A 16,282-nucleotide genomic window follows, 5' to 3' on the forward strand; every position below is an offset into this window, starting at 1 on the left:
CTTGAAACTGGCAAATTATACGAATAAGAAAGCAAATAACGTACCTACACAATACCAACGGGTGGGTTTGAAAATAATCATAAGAGTAAACAAGAAAAGTATGGACAATAAAGTAACGGGAGCAATCACACTGATTCTAAATAAAGTACCGAATAAAAATGTCATATGATTTCCTCCACAGTATAGACATGGCCTTTCAACCCTCCTGATAATTCCATTAACTTTTTCTTTCGACCAGGGAATTTCGTTACCCATACCACATAAAAAGGATCTTTCGATACGGACTGAAGCTTTTTGTATTTTTGGATTTTCGCTTTATTAACTTGCATCGGTTGGGATATATCCACTTCGACAAACACCGGAATGTTGTTCTGTGACGTTTTAGCATCGCACACTATGGAAATATCCCCTGCTTTGATTTGCACCTCATTTTCCCACTCTTTTGGTCTTCTAAGGTGTATCCATAACTGATTCCGTGTAATGAAATGTTCTATGTTCGGTGTTTTCTTACGAATTATATTGTGATCCACATATTCGCGCCCGTTTTTATTTAGGTAATAAACTTTTTCTAATCCATTTCGGAATGAGCATATATAATCGGACATGCTATTTAGTATGCGGTTTGCGTTTCTGTCACCTTTTAAATTATGAATAGCTTGAATTTGTGTTTGAGTTAGATAATCAAAGCGTTTTAAACTCCAAAGAATGCTTTCTATCCTCATTTGTTTCTTTAAGCTGTTGTTCATTTATACCTTCCTTTCTTGGTCTGATATTTATATAAGGCGCAATCTGTTTATCTATTTCACTGTTTTTAATAAAAGGAGTTTGTAAGATCGTTTGCTTTGCCATCTTATAAATCCCCCTACCTGGTGTTTCCGGAAGCTCTTCAGCGCCTTTGGTATCAAGTACCGCATTTGATGCAATGGCACTATCCAAAACGTAAGTTAATCGGGCTGGAATGTTTCTTTTTATCTGACTAGCAACGGTTTGGACGGTAGGATACTGAGTCGCATAAATCACGTAATGCCCGGACCCTCTACCTTTACGGACTATGTTGGTTAATATCTCGACCGCCTCTTTATCCCCGGCCAGGTCCGCTGCTTCGTCTATGACCAGGAAGTTCCTTTCTTTTACACCAGCTTCGCTTATATCCTCGTAACCTTTAGCGATTAATACATCCCGGTAAACTCTTTCCATATCTTCTTCAACCTTCTTTAATACCCCTATAGCTCCTTCGTTATCAACCGCAAAACTTTGAACCTGTTTGCAATCTTTGAACCTGGCAAATGCCGGGCCGCCCTTTAAATCAATCAATGAAAATGTAACGTTGTCAGGCTGTGACAATATCAAACTAGTTATAATCAATTTCATGACCACACTTTTACCCGATCCAGGAACACCAGCTATAATTAAATGCTTCGTTTTATCGAAGTCGTGATAAATGAATTCCGTTCGTTTCTTCCCTATAAGAACTTTCCAGGTACCAGGCTCCAGCATTTCTTTATTCCAGGGAATCTTTTCATCCATTGGCCCTTCAAACACTTTCACTTTTAACATGCCGTCATATTCAATTTCAACTTCTTTATTAAGCATTTTCGTTTTGGTGAATACCTTTTTCAGCTGCTTAAAAATCGTTGTATCCCATTTCAAATCTTTAAGTTTTTTAATATCCATGAAGTGAATTTCCGTCTCCCGGCTCCTAGTGTTCAATCCATCCTCAATTACGCTTTTTTTTCTAAAAATATCCTCTGACCCTAAACCTAAGGGAAGTTGGAATACGTACATCATGCCGTTATCAATTTTTTCTTTCCTGATGATTCGGATTGTTTCGCCACCTTTGTTTAATCCAGCATTATTGAATATTTTTAAAATCTTATCTGAGTCACTTTTTACAGGTTTGTTTCCGTTTGATTTTACGTAAGAATACCCAGCCAGGCCGCCAAAAGCTAAAGTGCTTGCGATTTCAACTAACATTTGCTCACCATCCTTATTATTTACGGAGTAAATAGTTGTAGTTATTTGGAATTAATGTGAAGTTGATGAAATTAAGCTCTGGTGCATCATGAACCATACCTCCAATCCTTCCGTTTCTCTGTCTGTTGAAGAATATACTTAAGAATATTCCGACCACCGCCCAATATTACTTGTACCTTAAATTTAATTTTGATTTTTTGTTAAATTATATTTTGAAAGGTATTTCTTAAATGGAAGAGAATATCTTTGTAGAGGTGTAAAAATGAAAAGTCGAATAGGAGAATGTATAGACAAAAGTGGATTTAAAAAGAAATTTATAGCAGGTAAACTTGAAGTATCCCCTACACAACTATCTAATTGGATCAGTGGTCGTTCTTTTCCTACAATTGAAAAAGCCTTTAGGTTGGCTAAATTATTAGATGTGAAGGTCGATGATTTATATGAGGAGGATGAAATATGAAAAAAATATTTGTTTTATTATTAGTTATGTTTTTACTTACTGCTTGCGGGAAGGCTGACGAAGGGAAGGAAGTTAGTCCAGATAAAAGCAGTACTAACGAAACAACAGTTGAATCTGCAACTGTAGAAACCGTTGAGCCAACCATAACGTTTGAGGACGGAACCGTTGAAACTGAAGATTTTAGTTTAGCAATATCTGAAACTAAAATTATCCAAAGTCCAATGGAAGCTAATCCTGGGTTATTTGTCACTTTTACACTTACAAATAAAACAAAAGATAAAGATATTATTCCAGATGATACTCTCATGAGTTTACTGGCTCAGCAAGAGAATGGAACATCAAGAATTGATTTAAGTGAAAATTATCATTTTCTTGATGCGTTCGGAAGTGAAGATGATATTGAGACATACAACAAAATGGTTGATTTAGATAATGCCGGTTCAAACGCTTTACTACCTGGAAAAAGTGTTGAATACGTGGCAGCTTACGGATTAGACAATGATACTCACGATGTTACTTTTACAGCGATAGATCAAATTACTTTTGAACAAGTCGGAAAGTATAATGTAAAATTGAAATAATATATATTGCCCCTTACCTTTATGAGAGGGGCTTTCGTCATTCCTAATTACAAGAATATAGAGGGAATAACTATGAACATAAATATTAAGGTTTACTTACATTCAAAAGGAACTAAGTTTTTACAAAGTGGAAGCTTTCCTGTTGTGAATTCTGAATTTAAAAAGGATCCTGACTGGACGGCTGCCATTGCTGCCTATGAATGGATTCAGCAGATTAAAATTAAGTTCGCTGCCGGTGATGATTTTAGAATAGATGAGGTAATTTATAACGAGGATATTGATATTACGGAGTTAGTAAAGAAGGTAATACAAAAATAATCCCCCTACTCAATTCGAGTAAGGATTAATTATTTTGGAAAATACACGGAATTTTTTCACAGAAGAGAGTGGGAGTAATAAAATGGAGATTTCCTCAATAAAAGAATTTAAACATAAAAGCATTTTAACTATCACTGGAAATAATGGAGAACTTATTAGAAAAATAGATTTAATACCAGGTAATAAATACATTATAAATCCTTTGAATCCAAACAAGCTTAAAAATCGAGATAGGAATGTGATTTTAGTGAAGATAGAAAATGAAAAAAGAGGGATATATGGCAAAGTTAAGTATCTCGATACATCCCGTCCGGGTAAAGTTGAAATTAGTGACTTAGATTCAATAGTGTAATTATAATTGAAATAACTTCCACATTGGCTATTTATAATATAAAATCCCCTCACACTAATAGAAGGCTTTACAAAAAGCCCTTCTCAATTAAGAGAAGGGTCTTTTTAATCCTCTACAATCACATCAATAATCTCATTAAACTGAATATACTCAAAGGAACTATCTTTCTTCTGAATACGTAATTCTTTCGTGACAGGATGTATGTACACACAATAACCATGAAATTTTTGTTGATTTCCCTCGTTATGTAATCTAAATCTTATCGGTAAATGATATTCCATCGCATAGTTAATATTGTTTTCAAACTCTTCAACCTGGTATTCATCGAGGATAGGTTTCTTATTTAAGAAATAATCAACCTCACCCAGTTTTTTATTTAAAGCTTTATGTTCTGGCATTATCAATGCTGCTTGCCATTTAACGAGACCTCTATCACGAATTGTACTCATCAGAAAGATCCCTCCTTTCCACCTATTATACACGAACGTTTGTTCTTACAAAAGACAAAAAAAATTCCTTCCCCAATTAAGTTCGGGTAGAGAAATTTTGATTTTTGAACAGATATAGGAGACCACTTATTGTGGCCTTCCTTTATGCAGATGAATAAAAAAGAGAAATCTTTTGATAATAATAACTGGAGGTGTTTATATGGATGAGAATAGATTAGACAACTGGGAAATACAAGTTTCAAATTTCTTGGAACAGTATCGCTTGTTCCCAGAAGCATACGAAGAATTCACAGAAATGATTCTTACACCTAATCAGTTAGTTGCATCAGATGGTACACGACTTGAAACTGTTGATAGTATGCTAAAAAGAAAAGCTGAGTTTTATCTTGCAGAGAGAATTGATATATATCTAGATGTAGCAGTAATATCTCAGGATATTAAAACAGGTTGTAATTCAAGAGGATGTTATTGTAAAAAACGTAGGGTTGAAGGACAATGCTGGGCTTGGTTTAGTCACCCAAAAATTGAAGATATTGTGGGAGACATAGAGGAGTGTGTAAGAGCAGCTGTTACAGCCGCAATCATTGCAGCCATTTGGGCAGATCCTGATGCAGCAACGCCAGCATTTAAAGCTACAATTGTTGCTTGTTTGGAGTTGAAAGGTATTGAATGGGCCAATGAGATTGGTATAGGCTGTTATAAACATGAAGAGAGAGGTCAATGGATTCCTTGCGAAAACTAAAAAATATCATTAAAAGGGAGGCATATTGTGAATCAAGAATCAATTAAGAAAGTAAAACGGCCAACATTTTCTCTTGAATATGAAGAAAAAAACCTTAGGAATCTTGGCATAACTCCAATTAGATGGCTTGGAGATGAAACTCCATTTAGAACTGGAGGGATACCAGAAGGGTATATCGGTAGAACGTATTTTAGAGAATGGAGAAAAAGGGACCATAATCCTGACTATCTATCTTATGGACCTTATTTTGAACCAACAGGTCTGGGATCACTTGTCGAACTAATATTTTTCCTTGATTCTAGAAACTGGCAGGGGAGTGATGATGCTGTATTTACTGTAGACTTAGTTGACCATGCATCTGGTGGTACAAATTTAGTTGATCCTGTAACTTTTTATGTTAGAGATTTATCTCCAAAATTTGCATGTAATATATATCTTCATGGAGATTTAGAGTTAAAACCTGGAATGAGTATTGAATCACGTGTAGTGATACATGGAGGAGCAGATGTTAGATTTTATGGTCTTCATTATGGAGTAAATTATCTATAATAGGAATTTGGTTGTAAAAAATATTGAGATTATATGTTCAGATAAAAAGGACAGATAAGGAAATTTTTTGTTTTTTCTATCCTTTAATTTGTCTTATTTAGCAATAGAATACCACTTGGTTTAATGGCAAAGGTAGAGGGGATTTAGTTGAGTAAAACCTAAGTAAAAGAGTATTTTTATATCGAATATACTTAAACAAACCTGTCCCTTTAGTTCATAAGGAAATACATAAACACCTTTAACAGAGCTTTAACAAGAAAAGCCCCTCACTAAGAGAAGGGCTTTTTATGACGGAGGTACCATTTGGAGTTAGCAACATAATTATACTTTATCCACTCGTTTTCAAATTATTCATTCACGTAACAAAACCCTTTAAAACATACGATTCCAAGTGTTAGGGCCAACTCGTCCATCTTGGCTTAAACCTTGCCTCTTCTGATAAACTTTGACGGCTTTTGTAGTTTTGGGACCGTACTTTCCATCCACATCCTTTTCAGGCATGCCAGCAGCACGTTGGACCCTTTTGATATCGATTGCTTTCATCCCTTTTGTGCCTTCTTTTAATATGATCCCTGGATAAGGAACAATAGGCTTTGGTGTAACTTCCACTTTTACATCAGGTTTTTTGTTATTTTCAGGTTTTGCAATAACCTCTTTAGCATTTCCAAAGTTAATTTTCTGGCCTATTTTTAATTTAGTAGGATCGATACCAGGATTCGCTTTTATTAAATCTTCAACTTGAACGCCGCCTACTCCATCCTTATGCGCAATGCTCCATAATGTGTCTCCTTCTTGGATTGTATAAACATCGGGAGCCGGTGATGGTTTGGATGGTGTTTTTGAACCTTTCCAATCAAAAGCGTTTCTATAGTTATACTCACAACATGCTTTCCAATCATAACCAGGCATTTCATTATGGGCCTTGTCATATTTCCCTATACCATCTTTAACAAGTGCAGCGTGAAGTTCTGCAATACTGGCAATTGTGGCTTCATCCATAGTGTCATATCTATAATCCCCAGCAACACAGATTCCGAGTGAAAATTGATTGCTATTCCCCACATGGTAGGTCCGGTGGTTAATATCATTTGCATAAACAATCCTAGCCCTTTTACCATTCGGAGTATTAATTATATTCTTAGGCTCTATAACAAAGGCATAGCCACACCCAGGCCATCCCAGAGTATTTACATGGTAATTCGCAAAGCTTTCAGCATCAGATCCAGCCAAATCCTTCTTTGTTAACGAATGATGCCATACACGGTGAGTAATTGTTTTCGTGCGCTTTGAATAAGTGCCTTTTGACTTTAATTTGCCTCTTCTATCGACTAATTGTGGAAGATTATTAAAGTTCATTTCCCATCGTCTCCTTTTAATTTAAATTCATAAGAAAAAGCCACCCGATGGGCAGCTTATTTTAATCCATTCTTTTTCAAGACTTCTTCTTGTTTCTGAGACTTTTTAGTCAACAAATATTGATTCTTATATACGCCATACAAAGCAAATCCCAGGGGAATCACAGCTGTTAGAAAGTTAATAAATGAATTAATCGTATTTTCATTGAACCATTCAATTTGAAAATCTAAAGATTGAACAAATAAAAGCAGTGCACCAAGTGCACCGCCTATCATTGCTACATATTGTTTTGCTTTATCCATTCTATATTCCTCCTTATCCTTTCCAAACAGTGAAGACAATCGCTATTACACCGCCAATAACCGCGGATATAGTTGCTGTAACGATAGCGTTTGTAATAGTTCTCTTTAGCCATTTGGTATCTTCATTAATTTCCTTCAAAGTGTCCTTAATATCCTTGATGTCTCTTTCGTGAAAATCCGTAACCCTTTTTAATTCAACTATCTTTTCTTTGGATTCCTTATTATCTTTTTTTAGTTCTTCGATGTCTTTTTGGATGGTTTGCTTCCATATGTCCACTCCTATCTCCTCCAATGTCCATGACCCCCTTTAACATAAAATTCTCTCTATCTCTGTATGTCTAGGATGTTTATACAAAATAAAAAGCCGCCCTGTTGGACGACTTGAAAATTGTAATTAATAAATTACAATCCTTCTATCTTCTCACGCATTGAATCTCTTAGTTCTTTAATTTCTGGCACATTCATTACTAAAAATGCTGGATTTGCTTTTAAATCATAAATTTCCCCTCGAAATATTTTCTGTTGTCTTCTTATCTCGTCGTGCTTCTCCCACTTAGCTAATAATCCAATACCCGGTATTCCAAGTATGGATCCTACAACTCCAATTCCCGCCGATTCAATTACCTTTTCTTTCAATGACAGCTTTTGTTCTAATTCTTCATAATTGAAATCATTAGGATCAAAAATAATTCCATCATTATAGGAGAGCTTAAAGTTACAATAAGCTAGGATATAAAACATTATCAAAGCATCAATTTCTCCTTCAACCTCATAATGATAACTAAATGCATCCCAAAGCTTAACCGCACCTAACTCATTGTTTTCCAAATCTTTATGAAACTTAGATATTGCCTTTGCCTTATAAAAAGGCTGATGAAAATCTGTCACTTTTATTTTCCATTGCCAAGTAATATAACTAGAAACATCCTCATCTTTTAATAGTTTTGGGAACAATTCCTCCTCCCAAGATAAAAGTTCTTCTTTTATTTCATTTAGGTCTTCATCTGTTAAATTACGGTAATTTTGATTAATAAATGACTCATATTGTTCCCCTCTTAAGCTCATTCCCTATCTCCTTTCAGAATTTAAAATATAGGAGTGTCTATTTTACTTAAACAAGCCTCTTGGGAATATTTTTCATTAACAAAGAATAAAAGTCAATACAACTAATAATAATCAAAATTCAGCCCACCGGTTCAGTATGAAGTGTCCTGACATACTATTGTGGTAGCTGAGTGAAATATTGATCTTATCATCTTCATAGGTATTAAGATGAGTTTCTCTCTTTTTGTTTTCAATACCGCACAGTTTGTTCCGACTGTTCTAAAGTACCACTACTCGATAGGTGCTTAGAATTCCTCTGTTTCTTCTTCAGGTAATCCCAAAGCTGTTCGAACTTCGCTCTGATAATTTGAAGGAACCTTTTCGATGGATAAAAGCCCGTATCTAACTGCAGTAATATAAAAATTAGGCATTTGCGTTTCCCTCCAATTCGTTCATTCTTTGTTCCATTTCGAAAACTTTTTTCATTAATTCCGCATTAACTTGGGCCATTGTTTCTGTATTGACAATTAAAAAAGCCGTTACTTCAGCAAGGGAAGCAACGTCTTGATTGATTAGGGATTTACCTTTTTGTTCCTCGACTTCACGATCATATTCCTCACGAGTCTTTCCGACTGCTACCAAAACTCTATCTAATAATTCATCCATTACAGGCCACCAGCTTTCAATCTTTTTAAAACGTCATATAATAACATGGCGTTAATGCTAACGTTCGTTGCAGTATCTTCAACCTTTTTTGTGGTATCTTCTAAAGCGCCACGAATGTTATTGGCAAAGGATGCAGAAACGTTTGTCGCATTTGCCGTGAATTTATCACGATCGTAGACCAGGTATGTTACGGTGTATTCGGCTGTTGAATCGAACTTGTCCTTATCCAACCCCATCCTTTCACTACCAATTGCGAATGTATCCCTTAAAACAAAGTAAGAATTGTCAGTAATCCCATTCTTTCGAAGTCCTAAAAATTTCGACACCCTCTGTTTTAGAGCTGTTCCAGAGATAGCGTTGTTATTAATGTTATAAGAAGTTCCTCCCCCGTTTAATAGGAAGTTTGCTTTTTCCCTTATAATAACCCCACTTGTAACTTCTATCTGGGTAAGCCCATTTACGGATATATCCCCCTCGACTTTATCCGTCACACCCTCGGTAATAGGTGACGCTAATACATAATTTAATTTATATGGTGTGTAATTTGGGGCCTTGTTTGCTGATACATAAGCAAGGGTTTGTGTAGGTGCATCTGCTCCATCAACTAGTGACTTCCAGGCTGTCGGTTTTCCTATTCCGTCTATGGTCTTCGCTTGCCATCCATTAAAGTACGCTTTGATTTCGTCAGCTATCGGTGTATATGTTTCTCCCCAACCTGTTTCAGTATCAGAAAGTGATATATATAACTTATTATCATTGGCAATATTGAACTTATCGGCCACATCATAGATATAAGATGGCGATACATGTCTTAACGATTTCCCATCAAACTTATTTAATATATGAGTGGAGGCAATTGTATTAGCATTTACAAACACATTCCCACAACCGACTTGTTTAAATCCGGGATAATCATTTGTAAATAACCAGTTCAGAGATCCGTCTAAAGTAACGTCCTTCTCAATCTCTTTTCTCAACTTCCAATCCGGTCCATCCTTATATAACCGATCTTTTGCAGTACCAATCTGACCTAACTTAGTCTGTGCATACAAGTATGAAGGGTTTCTCGGAACAAATGGTTTCTTTACCGTTCCAACCGTTAACATCAAGTTTTTAAAAGTTACTTTACCAATAAATCCGCCCGTATTCCGAACACCTAATGTCATCATTTTTGCATTCACTGGCGGTTTTAAAATCGTTGGTTGTGTTCTATCATAAACACCGGAAATATATGCATTATTAGCATCGAAGTATTCAACATAGAATCCACCGTTCGCCACTTCATCCATATATGCAATATAGGATTGTTCCGCAATTATAGGGAATTTTGAAGCCATGGAACTCTGATTGCTTCCTGTAGAGTTTAATTCTAACTCATACGGAGAGATAGCTTTAGCGTTTGGATGAATTGTCCAATCATTAAAGGGAGGGGCCATATTTTCACCCTCTGCCATAATTACTGGGTTCTGTAAATGCTGTACACCCTGGACTTTTGGATAACGGTTAATTACTTCCGTATCGTTCCAATCAACTAGAATCTTTGCGTATTCATCGGAAGCCACTTCATACAAGGGTAAACAAGGATCATGCAAAACAACATCTGGCTTTAATTCTAATTCCAATTCCACATAGTCGGTGTTAATTGTGGAAGGTATTGTACCATCGGAGGGCTCTCCATTCACCATAAATGATGCAAAACCATCGTCCCCTACAGCATTTGAAAGTATCGAAGATATAGATAATTTTTGTACGGTACCTTGTGTATGACTCATCACTGTAGAGAAGTATGTTCCATTTCCCCACATCCTTAAAGTTGCTTTGTTCCCTGTAGGACTCGTTCCAAAACCATACCAGACAAATCTAATTTCTTTAAAATTGGTTCGTAACCAGCCCACTTTTTCTGAAAAAGTAGCTCTCGGAATACGTCCCATTTGCCGTTCGACTTCTGCTATGAGATCGAAAGAGAAAAGGTGCTGTGCCATATTTCCACTCTTGGTATTACTTAGAGATGTTACGCTTCCATCTAGTTTGGTTATAAAACCATAAATATTCCCGTCGCTTTCTATTGGAAAACTTGAAGGAGTTAGGAGCGTGTTTTCATTGCCAATTGCTCCATATTGCGTCCTTTTCATAATATGTGGATTTTCTAACGGGCTACCACTAACTTTTCCCTCAAAGTTAGCAATTCGTGTAATTTGCGGTTTCCCATTTTCGCCAGTAAACTTAGCCACGCCTTGATAGGTGTTATTCGTAAATTTCAGCCTTGTTTTTTTATCAGCAAGTACATAATTCTTGAACGGATCTAAGGGGGTATTTCCCATAGAAACAAGCGTACGTCCTTCAATCTGAATGTCCACAGGCGCGGTGTTATTTCCGTTTAAGATAGATACGCCATGCTGTAAGGTTTGGGTTGCTCTTCCTGACCCTTCCAGCTGGGCGTGTGCGTCTTCTATTCCTTTTTCAATCTTATTTAAATTTGTTGCACTTACCGGTGTTCCTTGTTGAATAATGGATCCGGTTGTCGCATCTACCACGTGATCTTTCCATTCTGTTTTTGCATAAACCATTTAACTCACATCCCTTACACTCTTTTGATTGTATATTTAAAGGCAACGAGCAATCCGTTAATTCCTGATTTAGAAATGTTGTCAGGTTGATCGTCAAAAATAGCGCCATCCTGATCCACTAATTGAAACTTTGTAATAGAACCACTAATTTCATCATTAAAGTACAAATAGAAAGTGATAATGTCACCACTTTCATTTATGTTAAAAATAGGCGTTGTCTTGGTTGAACCGTTGATAATATAGCGACCTTCTTTAATTAATCCTTTTACCCAATTCTTCATCTTGGTGTGTCCAGTTGTACTGATAGCCATTAAGAATTAACCCCCTTTCCTGCAACGAATGTCCCGCAGATATAATTCCATTTGGTTAACGCAGTAAATTGAGAGGAAGCTTCAATGTTTTGATCATAATAACGGCCTTCTTGTTCATATTTTTTTTCGTATCCCGTTAAAAGTTGTTGTGGCATTAAGCTTTCCGAAATAACTGGATATGAACTAGATACTTTTATAACTTCCTGGGAAGTGTCTAATGAACCTCCAAAATAGCTGGTAAAATCATTTGGTGGTGCTTTTAAGAAAGGTATGGTTTCTCCAGCATAAATAGCAGCCGTAAATGGATACGTACTGCTGCTTTTTTCTATAGGACTGGATTTAACTTGAACCTCTCTCTCAACAATCCGGCCAAGTGTCGATATAGTTGGCCATTTGCCAGCCACTGCCACACCACAAATCAACTGTAAATGAATATTATTGTTTTCTTCTTCGTTTCGGACAGCTTGAATTTGAAAGCCGCCATCCCCTTTAAACAAAACCCCCTCTAAACGAGAGCTCTTTCTTTTGGTTGTTTCGATAAGGCGAAACAACCGGGCGATATCAGCTTCACTTTTAAAGGTTTCATCCGTTTCAATTCTGAAATAATATGGATCTCCTCCATATTCAAACCATTCTCTTACTCTGGCATTTTTAAAGAATATACTTGCGACTTCCTCTATGGCTGCTGGTGTTCCTTTTAATTGATGGACGATTTGTGCTCTATCTATTAATGCTCTTTTTTCTTCCACCGACATTGTTGTTTCATAGAAATCCACTATTTCTTCATACGCGATGAAGTCCAATAAATTGTCGGGGATCCCTTCAAATTGCTTAATTAGTTTAGTTTTTTCATAAATCATCTGAAAGATGGGTGTCAAGGCATCTGCCATAGCCACTATTTCAGTATCCTTTTTTAAAGATGGGGGAATAAAATCTCGAAGTTCAAAGTTATTTAAGGTCTTAATCATTTATAACTCCCCCAAATGTAACTGTGACCAGCCTTGCTTTTCCGACTTGCGTTTTGGTTAGAGGAATAAAAGAAGAGGGACTGTTTATTGAAATTCTTTTCCCCCCTGCTTCCTGTATTCTGGCGTTTAATTCACTTGAATCGATTCCTCTACCCAATTTACTTTTTTGCCATATTTGATAATCTTCTATCGCTTGGTTAACGGCGTTTTGTATATCTGGAAGTACATTTGATTTTTCAGAGGATACATAATACGTAGCTTCAATGTCGTAAAAAATTTCTTCCGGCTTTTGAACAACTACATGATCAGTTAAAGGTCTAACTGTACGATGATTTAGCTTTTCGAATACCTGATTTATAATCAAATCATCTGGAATTGCCCCATTCTCTAAAAGAGGCACAACAATTATTCTTCCCTCGCTAGGCGAAAAAACGGAAACGTCGATGATTAATGAATTAGCTGATTTTGCATGGTAAAGGTAGGCATCTTCTGGACCTGCAGTACTATATTGTGAATTTGCACGACGAATACGGTCTGCGTAGGAATCATCATCTTCCCAATCGACCCCACCTTCAGTTTTCGTTAGATTATATGCTCTCGAAACCCAAGGTAAAGGATCAACTAAATCTGCTATTTGTCCAGGAGAAAAATCATTTCCCACTGTACCGACTTCTTCACATACACCAGGAATGTCGACTATAGTAGTACCGGATTTCACGACTTTTTCTTCAGTTGTATAGAAAATGATTTCATTGATAGAGAAACGGGTCCCATTTGGAATGGAGAAGTCAACCGGACTTTCCACTTCAAATCGAAAAGTGGTGGTTGCTGCTATCGGCTCCAATCGAAATACATTTTTCTTTACCCCTAAATGGTCCAAAAAGTTGTCTGTTGAATAGGCTAGAAGATTTTGTTTTCCGGTAAAGTCGATATTATTTGCCAATGTCGTACCAATAAAGGCAATCGAAGCAATAAATTTTCTTCGAGGATCGGATTCAGTTAACGTTACCCCTTGTAATGCTTCGAACTTTGAGATAGCCATATTCTCCAATTCTTCGGCATCGACTTCAACAAACTCAATATTTGGTAAATTAAATCTGGCTTCCATCATTAATCACCACCTTTACGCGGGGAAATATTTTACCAGTCTCAAACTCTTCGTCAAATGAAACTTCTTCAACAGAAATTTCAGGTATGGTTTTTTCTAGGACTTCAACAATTTGGGCAGACATAAGCACTTTTGCTTGTTCGCTTGGATCATCAATAGGGGGTTCCCACCCAAATTCACGGTCCATGAAACAAGTATTCATAACCGTAGAAAGGACAAATTGCGCATTTTGTAAGATTGCTAAGTTGCCAGTAGCTCCAAAATCGATATCTTTCAAGGGGATTATTTCATACATACTCAATCACCCTTTCTTCAAACTTGTATATTTAGAAACGGCTGATGTCCATTTGCCGCCGCCAAGGTCATACCAGGGGATGTCCGTTTTCTTAATTCCATAGACAGTATATTTCTGGTTTTTTCTAAGTACCTTAAGTATTCGTCCCTTTAATGATGGTTTTGCTCGACAATTTAACATGCCAACTTTAATTGTAATGACTCCAAGCTTTTTCCTTTTTGAAGAAGCCGGCTTTTTCGGTTTTGGCTTTGGTTTCTTCTTTACCGTTACAACCACTGGTTTTGGGTATTCTTTAATGGTTAAGGTGACTTCTATGGATAAAATCCGCCCTTTACCATCTATGTTGGTATATCCCTCTGAAATATCTTCAATATACCAATAGCTAGATGAAATTGGTTTTGTTCCAATAATAAAGGACCCATATTTACCTTTATCTTTAAACGACCGCAATGTATTTAATACTGTTGTGGGGCTAATCCCATGATAAGCACTTAATTTAATTTTTAATGAAAGACTGTCTTGTCCTGGACCAAGGAATTCAGGCATTGGTTTCCTTAGATTTACGTCATGTGTAGCCCAACGTGAACTGCCACTCCTTGAAAACTCGTCAAAGGTCAGTAACTTTTTAGAAGATACTTCAAATGTTACACCTGCAAAGCTTCCGATTTTGCCCATTCTTTTTCACCTACATTCCACCCAATATACAACCTGCAGATGACCCCACAGGTAAAAACAGACACCAGACAGGGTCTCCTACAGATGGAAGATAGTTGTCCCCTCTATCCAATATGGCCAGTTCAGCCGTTACGATTTCCTTATCTTCTCGAAATACCTTAGCTGTCATTCTGTCTGGATATACAGCTGATACACGGCCTATAGCCGCTATTTCCTTTGTTGAATTCATCAATATCCCTCCAGGCATTTTCTGAGCTCCAGGCCGGTTTCTGAACCGTTTCCGGTCTTACCATTAACGGATAAGATAATATACTTCCCGTCAAATCCTCCAAATTCAGCAAGATTTACCGTTTGACCAGCATAATAAGAATGGAAACCAGCTAATTTAATGGAAAAAGTGGTTCCATTTTTATTTTCTGCCCGTAATCTCTTCTTCGCTAAATTCTTAGCAGCTGCAGTGGACTTCACTTCTTCATTTACGATCAAAACCCGGTCAGACTTTGGCGGTTTTGATGGAGTAAAAGTATAGGAAATGGTTTTTGTCCGTTTCCTTTCTTTCTTCGAATTAGGAATTTTTTCGGTAACGGTATAGGTGTGAGAGACTTTGCAAGATTTATAGATGCTGCTCAATGTGTCATTCCCTGAATAATCCTTCACCCGGTAATCTGTCCGTTTAATGGTGTCCACAATCGCTTCCTTTTCAAATTTAACTTCATCGAAAATGGAAATGCTTTTATTGGCTACCTTTAAAGCGAAGCCTGCATCATTACAGAGCTTCATTAAAAAGGCTAAATCTGTTTCATATTCCTGGTCCACCCGGTCAAAGCTAGGGTTTTCCTCTGCGCTAAAGTACAATTTCATTTTATTTCTCTTAGCGATATCAGACGCTACATGTTTGAAATTGGTCTTTTCCCATGATCGGTTTTTTCGCTGCCCCTTCAGGGAACTGGATTGAGGAACGGAAGTCCCTCCGATATTCAGTTTATTCGGTGGGCCACTCACATTAATGTCATCAATTTCAAAGTATCCAAGTTTTCTTTTAGAAGATTTGGTACTGCCCCAATCAGAAGAAATAATAAGAGACGCTTCCAAGGAAGCGCCCTTTTTCGGCATCCATGTATTCATCCATTTACGTTCCCGATCACCAATCGATAGAGAAATAGTATCTGCCTGACCACTGAAGTTGTCAGAAAAGGAGACATCCGTAATGAAGGGGTCAATATCAACAGAAATGGTCTGATTATCATATAAAATATCCGTGGATATTCTCCTTCCATCCATTATGAATCCACCCCTTCCAAGGCCACTTCAGCAGTTTCTTCCTCTGCATAATCCCCTGTCTCATCCACAAAATCACCCGTCATCCACTCTGGGATATTTTCATAGTCATCTGTTTCCACTTCAGGAATATTCAAGACAACTCCGGCAGAAAACATCAAGACTTCACGATATTGTTGATTCTCTGCAAGGAGTAAGGGGAAAAGATACTCGCTCCCTAACAGTTCGAAGGCGATTTTGTCAAAGGTATCCCCCAAAATTGTGGTATAAGTCTTCAAAATATCGCC

25 protein-coding genes are annotated in these 16,282 nt (G+C 36.9%); 7 read left to right on the top strand and 18 right to left on the bottom strand.

Annotated elements, in window-relative coordinates:
• The first annotated feature begins 1 nt into the window (after position 1).
• Entirely contained in the window at positions 2 to 169 is a 168-nt protein-coding gene (locus ABC374_RS21650; protein WP_413019704.1) for a hypothetical protein, read from the top strand.
• Here ABC374_RS21650 and ABC374_RS21655 read toward each other — a convergent pair.
• Both ABC374_RS21655 and ABC374_RS21660 read right to left on the bottom strand, forming a co-directional pair.
• Entirely contained in the window at positions 162 to 746 is a 585-nt protein-coding gene (locus tag ABC374_RS21655) for a replication-relaxation family protein (protein WP_413019705.1), read from the bottom strand. The two genes, ABC374_RS21650 and ABC374_RS21655, sit on opposite strands and share 8 nt — an antisense overlap.
• Positions 682 to 1,974: an FtsK/SpoIIIE domain-containing protein gene (locus tag ABC374_RS21660; protein ID WP_413019706.1), complete on the bottom strand. Its 1,293-nt coding sequence runs from the start codon at positions 1,972 to 1,974 to the stop codon at positions 682 to 684. Before ABC374_RS21660 ends, ABC374_RS21655 begins: the two co-directional genes overlap by 65 nt.
• 262 nt (positions 1,975 to 2,236) lie before the next feature.
• Here ABC374_RS21660 and ABC374_RS21665 point away from each other — a divergent pair, with 262 nt between their 5' ends.
• The 4 genes from ABC374_RS21665 to ABC374_RS21680 all read left to right on the top strand — a co-directional run bounded on the left by ABC374_RS21665 (position 2,237) and on the right by ABC374_RS21680 (position 3,685).
• A complete protein-coding gene (locus ABC374_RS21665) occupies positions 2,237 to 2,434 on the top strand; it encodes a helix-turn-helix transcriptional regulator (protein ID WP_413019707.1) in 198 nt (65 codons plus the stop codon).
• Positions 2,431 to 3,015, top strand: coding sequence for a DUF5067 domain-containing protein (locus ABC374_RS21670; protein WP_413019708.1), 585 nt, complete (start codon positions 2,431 to 2,433; stop codon positions 3,013 to 3,015). The genes ABC374_RS21665 and ABC374_RS21670 overlap by 4 nt, the downstream gene beginning before the upstream one ends.
• A gap of 72 nt (positions 3,016 to 3,087) precedes the next feature.
• Positions 3,088 to 3,333, top strand: a complete 246-nt coding sequence (locus tag ABC374_RS21675) for a hypothetical protein (protein ID WP_413019709.1) — start codon at positions 3,088 to 3,090, stop codon at positions 3,331 to 3,333.
• 82 nt (positions 3,334 to 3,415) lie between these two features.
• The gene (locus ABC374_RS21680; protein ID WP_413019710.1) at positions 3,416 to 3,685 is read left to right on the top strand and encodes a hypothetical protein; all 270 of its coding nucleotides are present in this window, start codon (positions 3,416 to 3,418) and stop codon (positions 3,683 to 3,685) included.
• 104 nt (positions 3,686 to 3,789) lie between these two features.
• Here the strand turns inward: ABC374_RS21680 and ABC374_RS21685 are convergent, their stop codons facing one another.
• Positions 3,790 to 4,134 (bottom strand): YolD-like family protein, encoded by a 345-nt coding sequence (locus ABC374_RS21685; protein ID WP_413019711.1) that lies wholly within the window; start codon positions 4,132 to 4,134, stop codon positions 3,790 to 3,792.
• Positions 4,135 to 4,333: 199 nt separating this feature from the next.
• On the opposite strand from ABC374_RS21685, the gene ABC374_RS21690 reads away from it, so the two are divergent.
• Together ABC374_RS21690 and ABC374_RS21695 are read left to right on the top strand one after the other, a co-directional pair.
• Positions 4,334 to 4,876 (top strand): hypothetical protein, encoded by a 543-nt coding sequence (locus ABC374_RS21690; RefSeq protein WP_413019712.1) that lies wholly within the window; start codon positions 4,334 to 4,336, stop codon positions 4,874 to 4,876.
• Between the two features lie 27 nt (positions 4,877 to 4,903).
• A complete protein-coding gene (locus ABC374_RS21695; protein ID WP_413019713.1) occupies positions 4,904 to 5,425 on the top strand; it encodes a hypothetical protein in 522 nt (173 codons plus the stop codon).
• 372 nt (positions 5,426 to 5,797) lie between these two features.
• On the opposite strand, the gene ABC374_RS21700 is transcribed toward ABC374_RS21695, so the two are convergent.
• From ABC374_RS21700 to ABC374_RS21770, 15 genes are all read right to left on the bottom strand, one after another.
• Positions 5,798 to 6,781, bottom strand: coding sequence for a peptidoglycan-binding protein (locus ABC374_RS21700; protein WP_413019714.1), 984 nt, complete (start codon positions 6,779 to 6,781; stop codon positions 5,798 to 5,800).
• Positions 6,782 to 6,837: 56 nt separating this feature from the next.
• The gene (locus ABC374_RS21705) at positions 6,838 to 7,083 is read right to left on the bottom strand and encodes a phage holin (RefSeq protein WP_413019715.1); all 246 of its coding nucleotides are present in this window, start codon (positions 7,081 to 7,083) and stop codon (positions 6,838 to 6,840) included.
• Between the two features lie 13 nt (positions 7,084 to 7,096).
• On the bottom strand, positions 7,097 to 7,375 hold the full coding sequence (locus tag ABC374_RS21710) for a hemolysin XhlA family protein (protein WP_251025342.1): 279 nt from the start codon (positions 7,373 to 7,375) through the stop codon (positions 7,097 to 7,099).
• Between the two features lie 110 nt (positions 7,376 to 7,485).
• Positions 7,486 to 8,148, bottom strand: coding sequence for a hypothetical protein (locus tag ABC374_RS21715; RefSeq protein ID WP_413019716.1), 663 nt, complete (start codon positions 8,146 to 8,148; stop codon positions 7,486 to 7,488).
• Between the two features lie 284 nt (positions 8,149 to 8,432).
• Positions 8,433 to 8,558, bottom strand: coding sequence for a hypothetical protein (locus tag ABC374_RS21720; protein WP_413019717.1), 126 nt, complete (start codon positions 8,556 to 8,558; stop codon positions 8,433 to 8,435).
• Complete coding sequence (locus ABC374_RS21725; RefSeq protein ID WP_413019718.1) at positions 8,551 to 8,793, bottom strand: hypothetical protein; 243 nt, start codon at positions 8,791 to 8,793, stop codon at positions 8,551 to 8,553. Before ABC374_RS21725 ends, ABC374_RS21720 begins: the two co-directional genes overlap by 8 nt.
• Positions 8,793 to 11,360 carry a hypothetical protein gene (locus ABC374_RS21730; RefSeq protein WP_413019719.1) on the bottom strand — a complete coding sequence of 856 codons (2,568 nt, stop codon included), beginning with the start codon at positions 11,358 to 11,360 and terminating at the stop codon, positions 8,793 to 8,795. Before ABC374_RS21730 ends, ABC374_RS21725 begins: the two co-directional genes overlap by 1 nt.
• 14 nt (positions 11,361 to 11,374) lie before the next feature.
• A complete protein-coding gene (locus tag ABC374_RS21735) occupies positions 11,375 to 11,671 on the bottom strand; it encodes a hypothetical protein (protein WP_413019720.1) in 297 nt (98 codons plus the stop codon).
• A complete protein-coding gene (locus ABC374_RS21740; RefSeq protein WP_413019721.1) occupies positions 11,671 to 12,639 on the bottom strand; it encodes a phage tail protein I in 969 nt (322 codons plus the stop codon). The genes ABC374_RS21735 and ABC374_RS21740 overlap by 1 nt, the downstream gene beginning before the upstream one ends.
• The gene (locus ABC374_RS21745) at positions 12,632 to 13,750 is read right to left on the bottom strand and encodes a baseplate assembly protein (RefSeq protein WP_413019722.1); all 1,119 of its coding nucleotides are present in this window, start codon (positions 13,748 to 13,750) and stop codon (positions 12,632 to 12,634) included. The genes ABC374_RS21740 and ABC374_RS21745 overlap by 8 nt, the downstream gene beginning before the upstream one ends.
• Positions 13,731 to 14,042 (bottom strand): hypothetical protein, encoded by a 312-nt coding sequence (locus tag ABC374_RS21750; RefSeq protein WP_413019723.1) that lies wholly within the window; start codon positions 14,040 to 14,042, stop codon positions 13,731 to 13,733. Before ABC374_RS21750 ends, ABC374_RS21745 begins: the two co-directional genes overlap by 20 nt.
• A gap of 6 nt (positions 14,043 to 14,048) precedes the next feature.
• On the bottom strand, positions 14,049 to 14,717 hold the full coding sequence (locus tag ABC374_RS21755; protein ID WP_413019724.1) for a phage tail protein: 669 nt from the start codon (positions 14,715 to 14,717) through the stop codon (positions 14,049 to 14,051).
• Positions 14,718 to 14,727: 10 nt separating this feature from the next.
• On the bottom strand, positions 14,728 to 14,946 hold the full coding sequence (locus ABC374_RS21760; protein ID WP_413019725.1) for a hypothetical protein: 219 nt from the start codon (positions 14,944 to 14,946) through the stop codon (positions 14,728 to 14,730).
• Positions 14,946 to 15,998 carry a phage late control D family protein gene (locus ABC374_RS21765; protein WP_413019726.1) on the bottom strand — a complete coding sequence of 351 codons (1,053 nt, stop codon included), beginning with the start codon at positions 15,996 to 15,998 and terminating at the stop codon, positions 14,946 to 14,948. The genes ABC374_RS21760 and ABC374_RS21765 overlap by 1 nt, the downstream gene beginning before the upstream one ends.
• Positions 15,998 to 16,273 (bottom strand): tail protein X, encoded by a 276-nt coding sequence (locus ABC374_RS21770; protein ID WP_413019727.1) that lies wholly within the window; start codon positions 16,271 to 16,273, stop codon positions 15,998 to 16,000. Before ABC374_RS21770 ends, ABC374_RS21765 begins: the two co-directional genes overlap by 1 nt.
• Positions 16,274 to 16,282: the final 9 nt, after the last annotated feature.

The sequence above is a fragment of the Peribacillus phoenicis genome, from assembly GCF_047238085.1.
In the GTDB taxonomy this organism is placed as follows: Bacteria; Bacillota; Bacilli; order Bacillales; family DSM-1321; genus Peribacillus.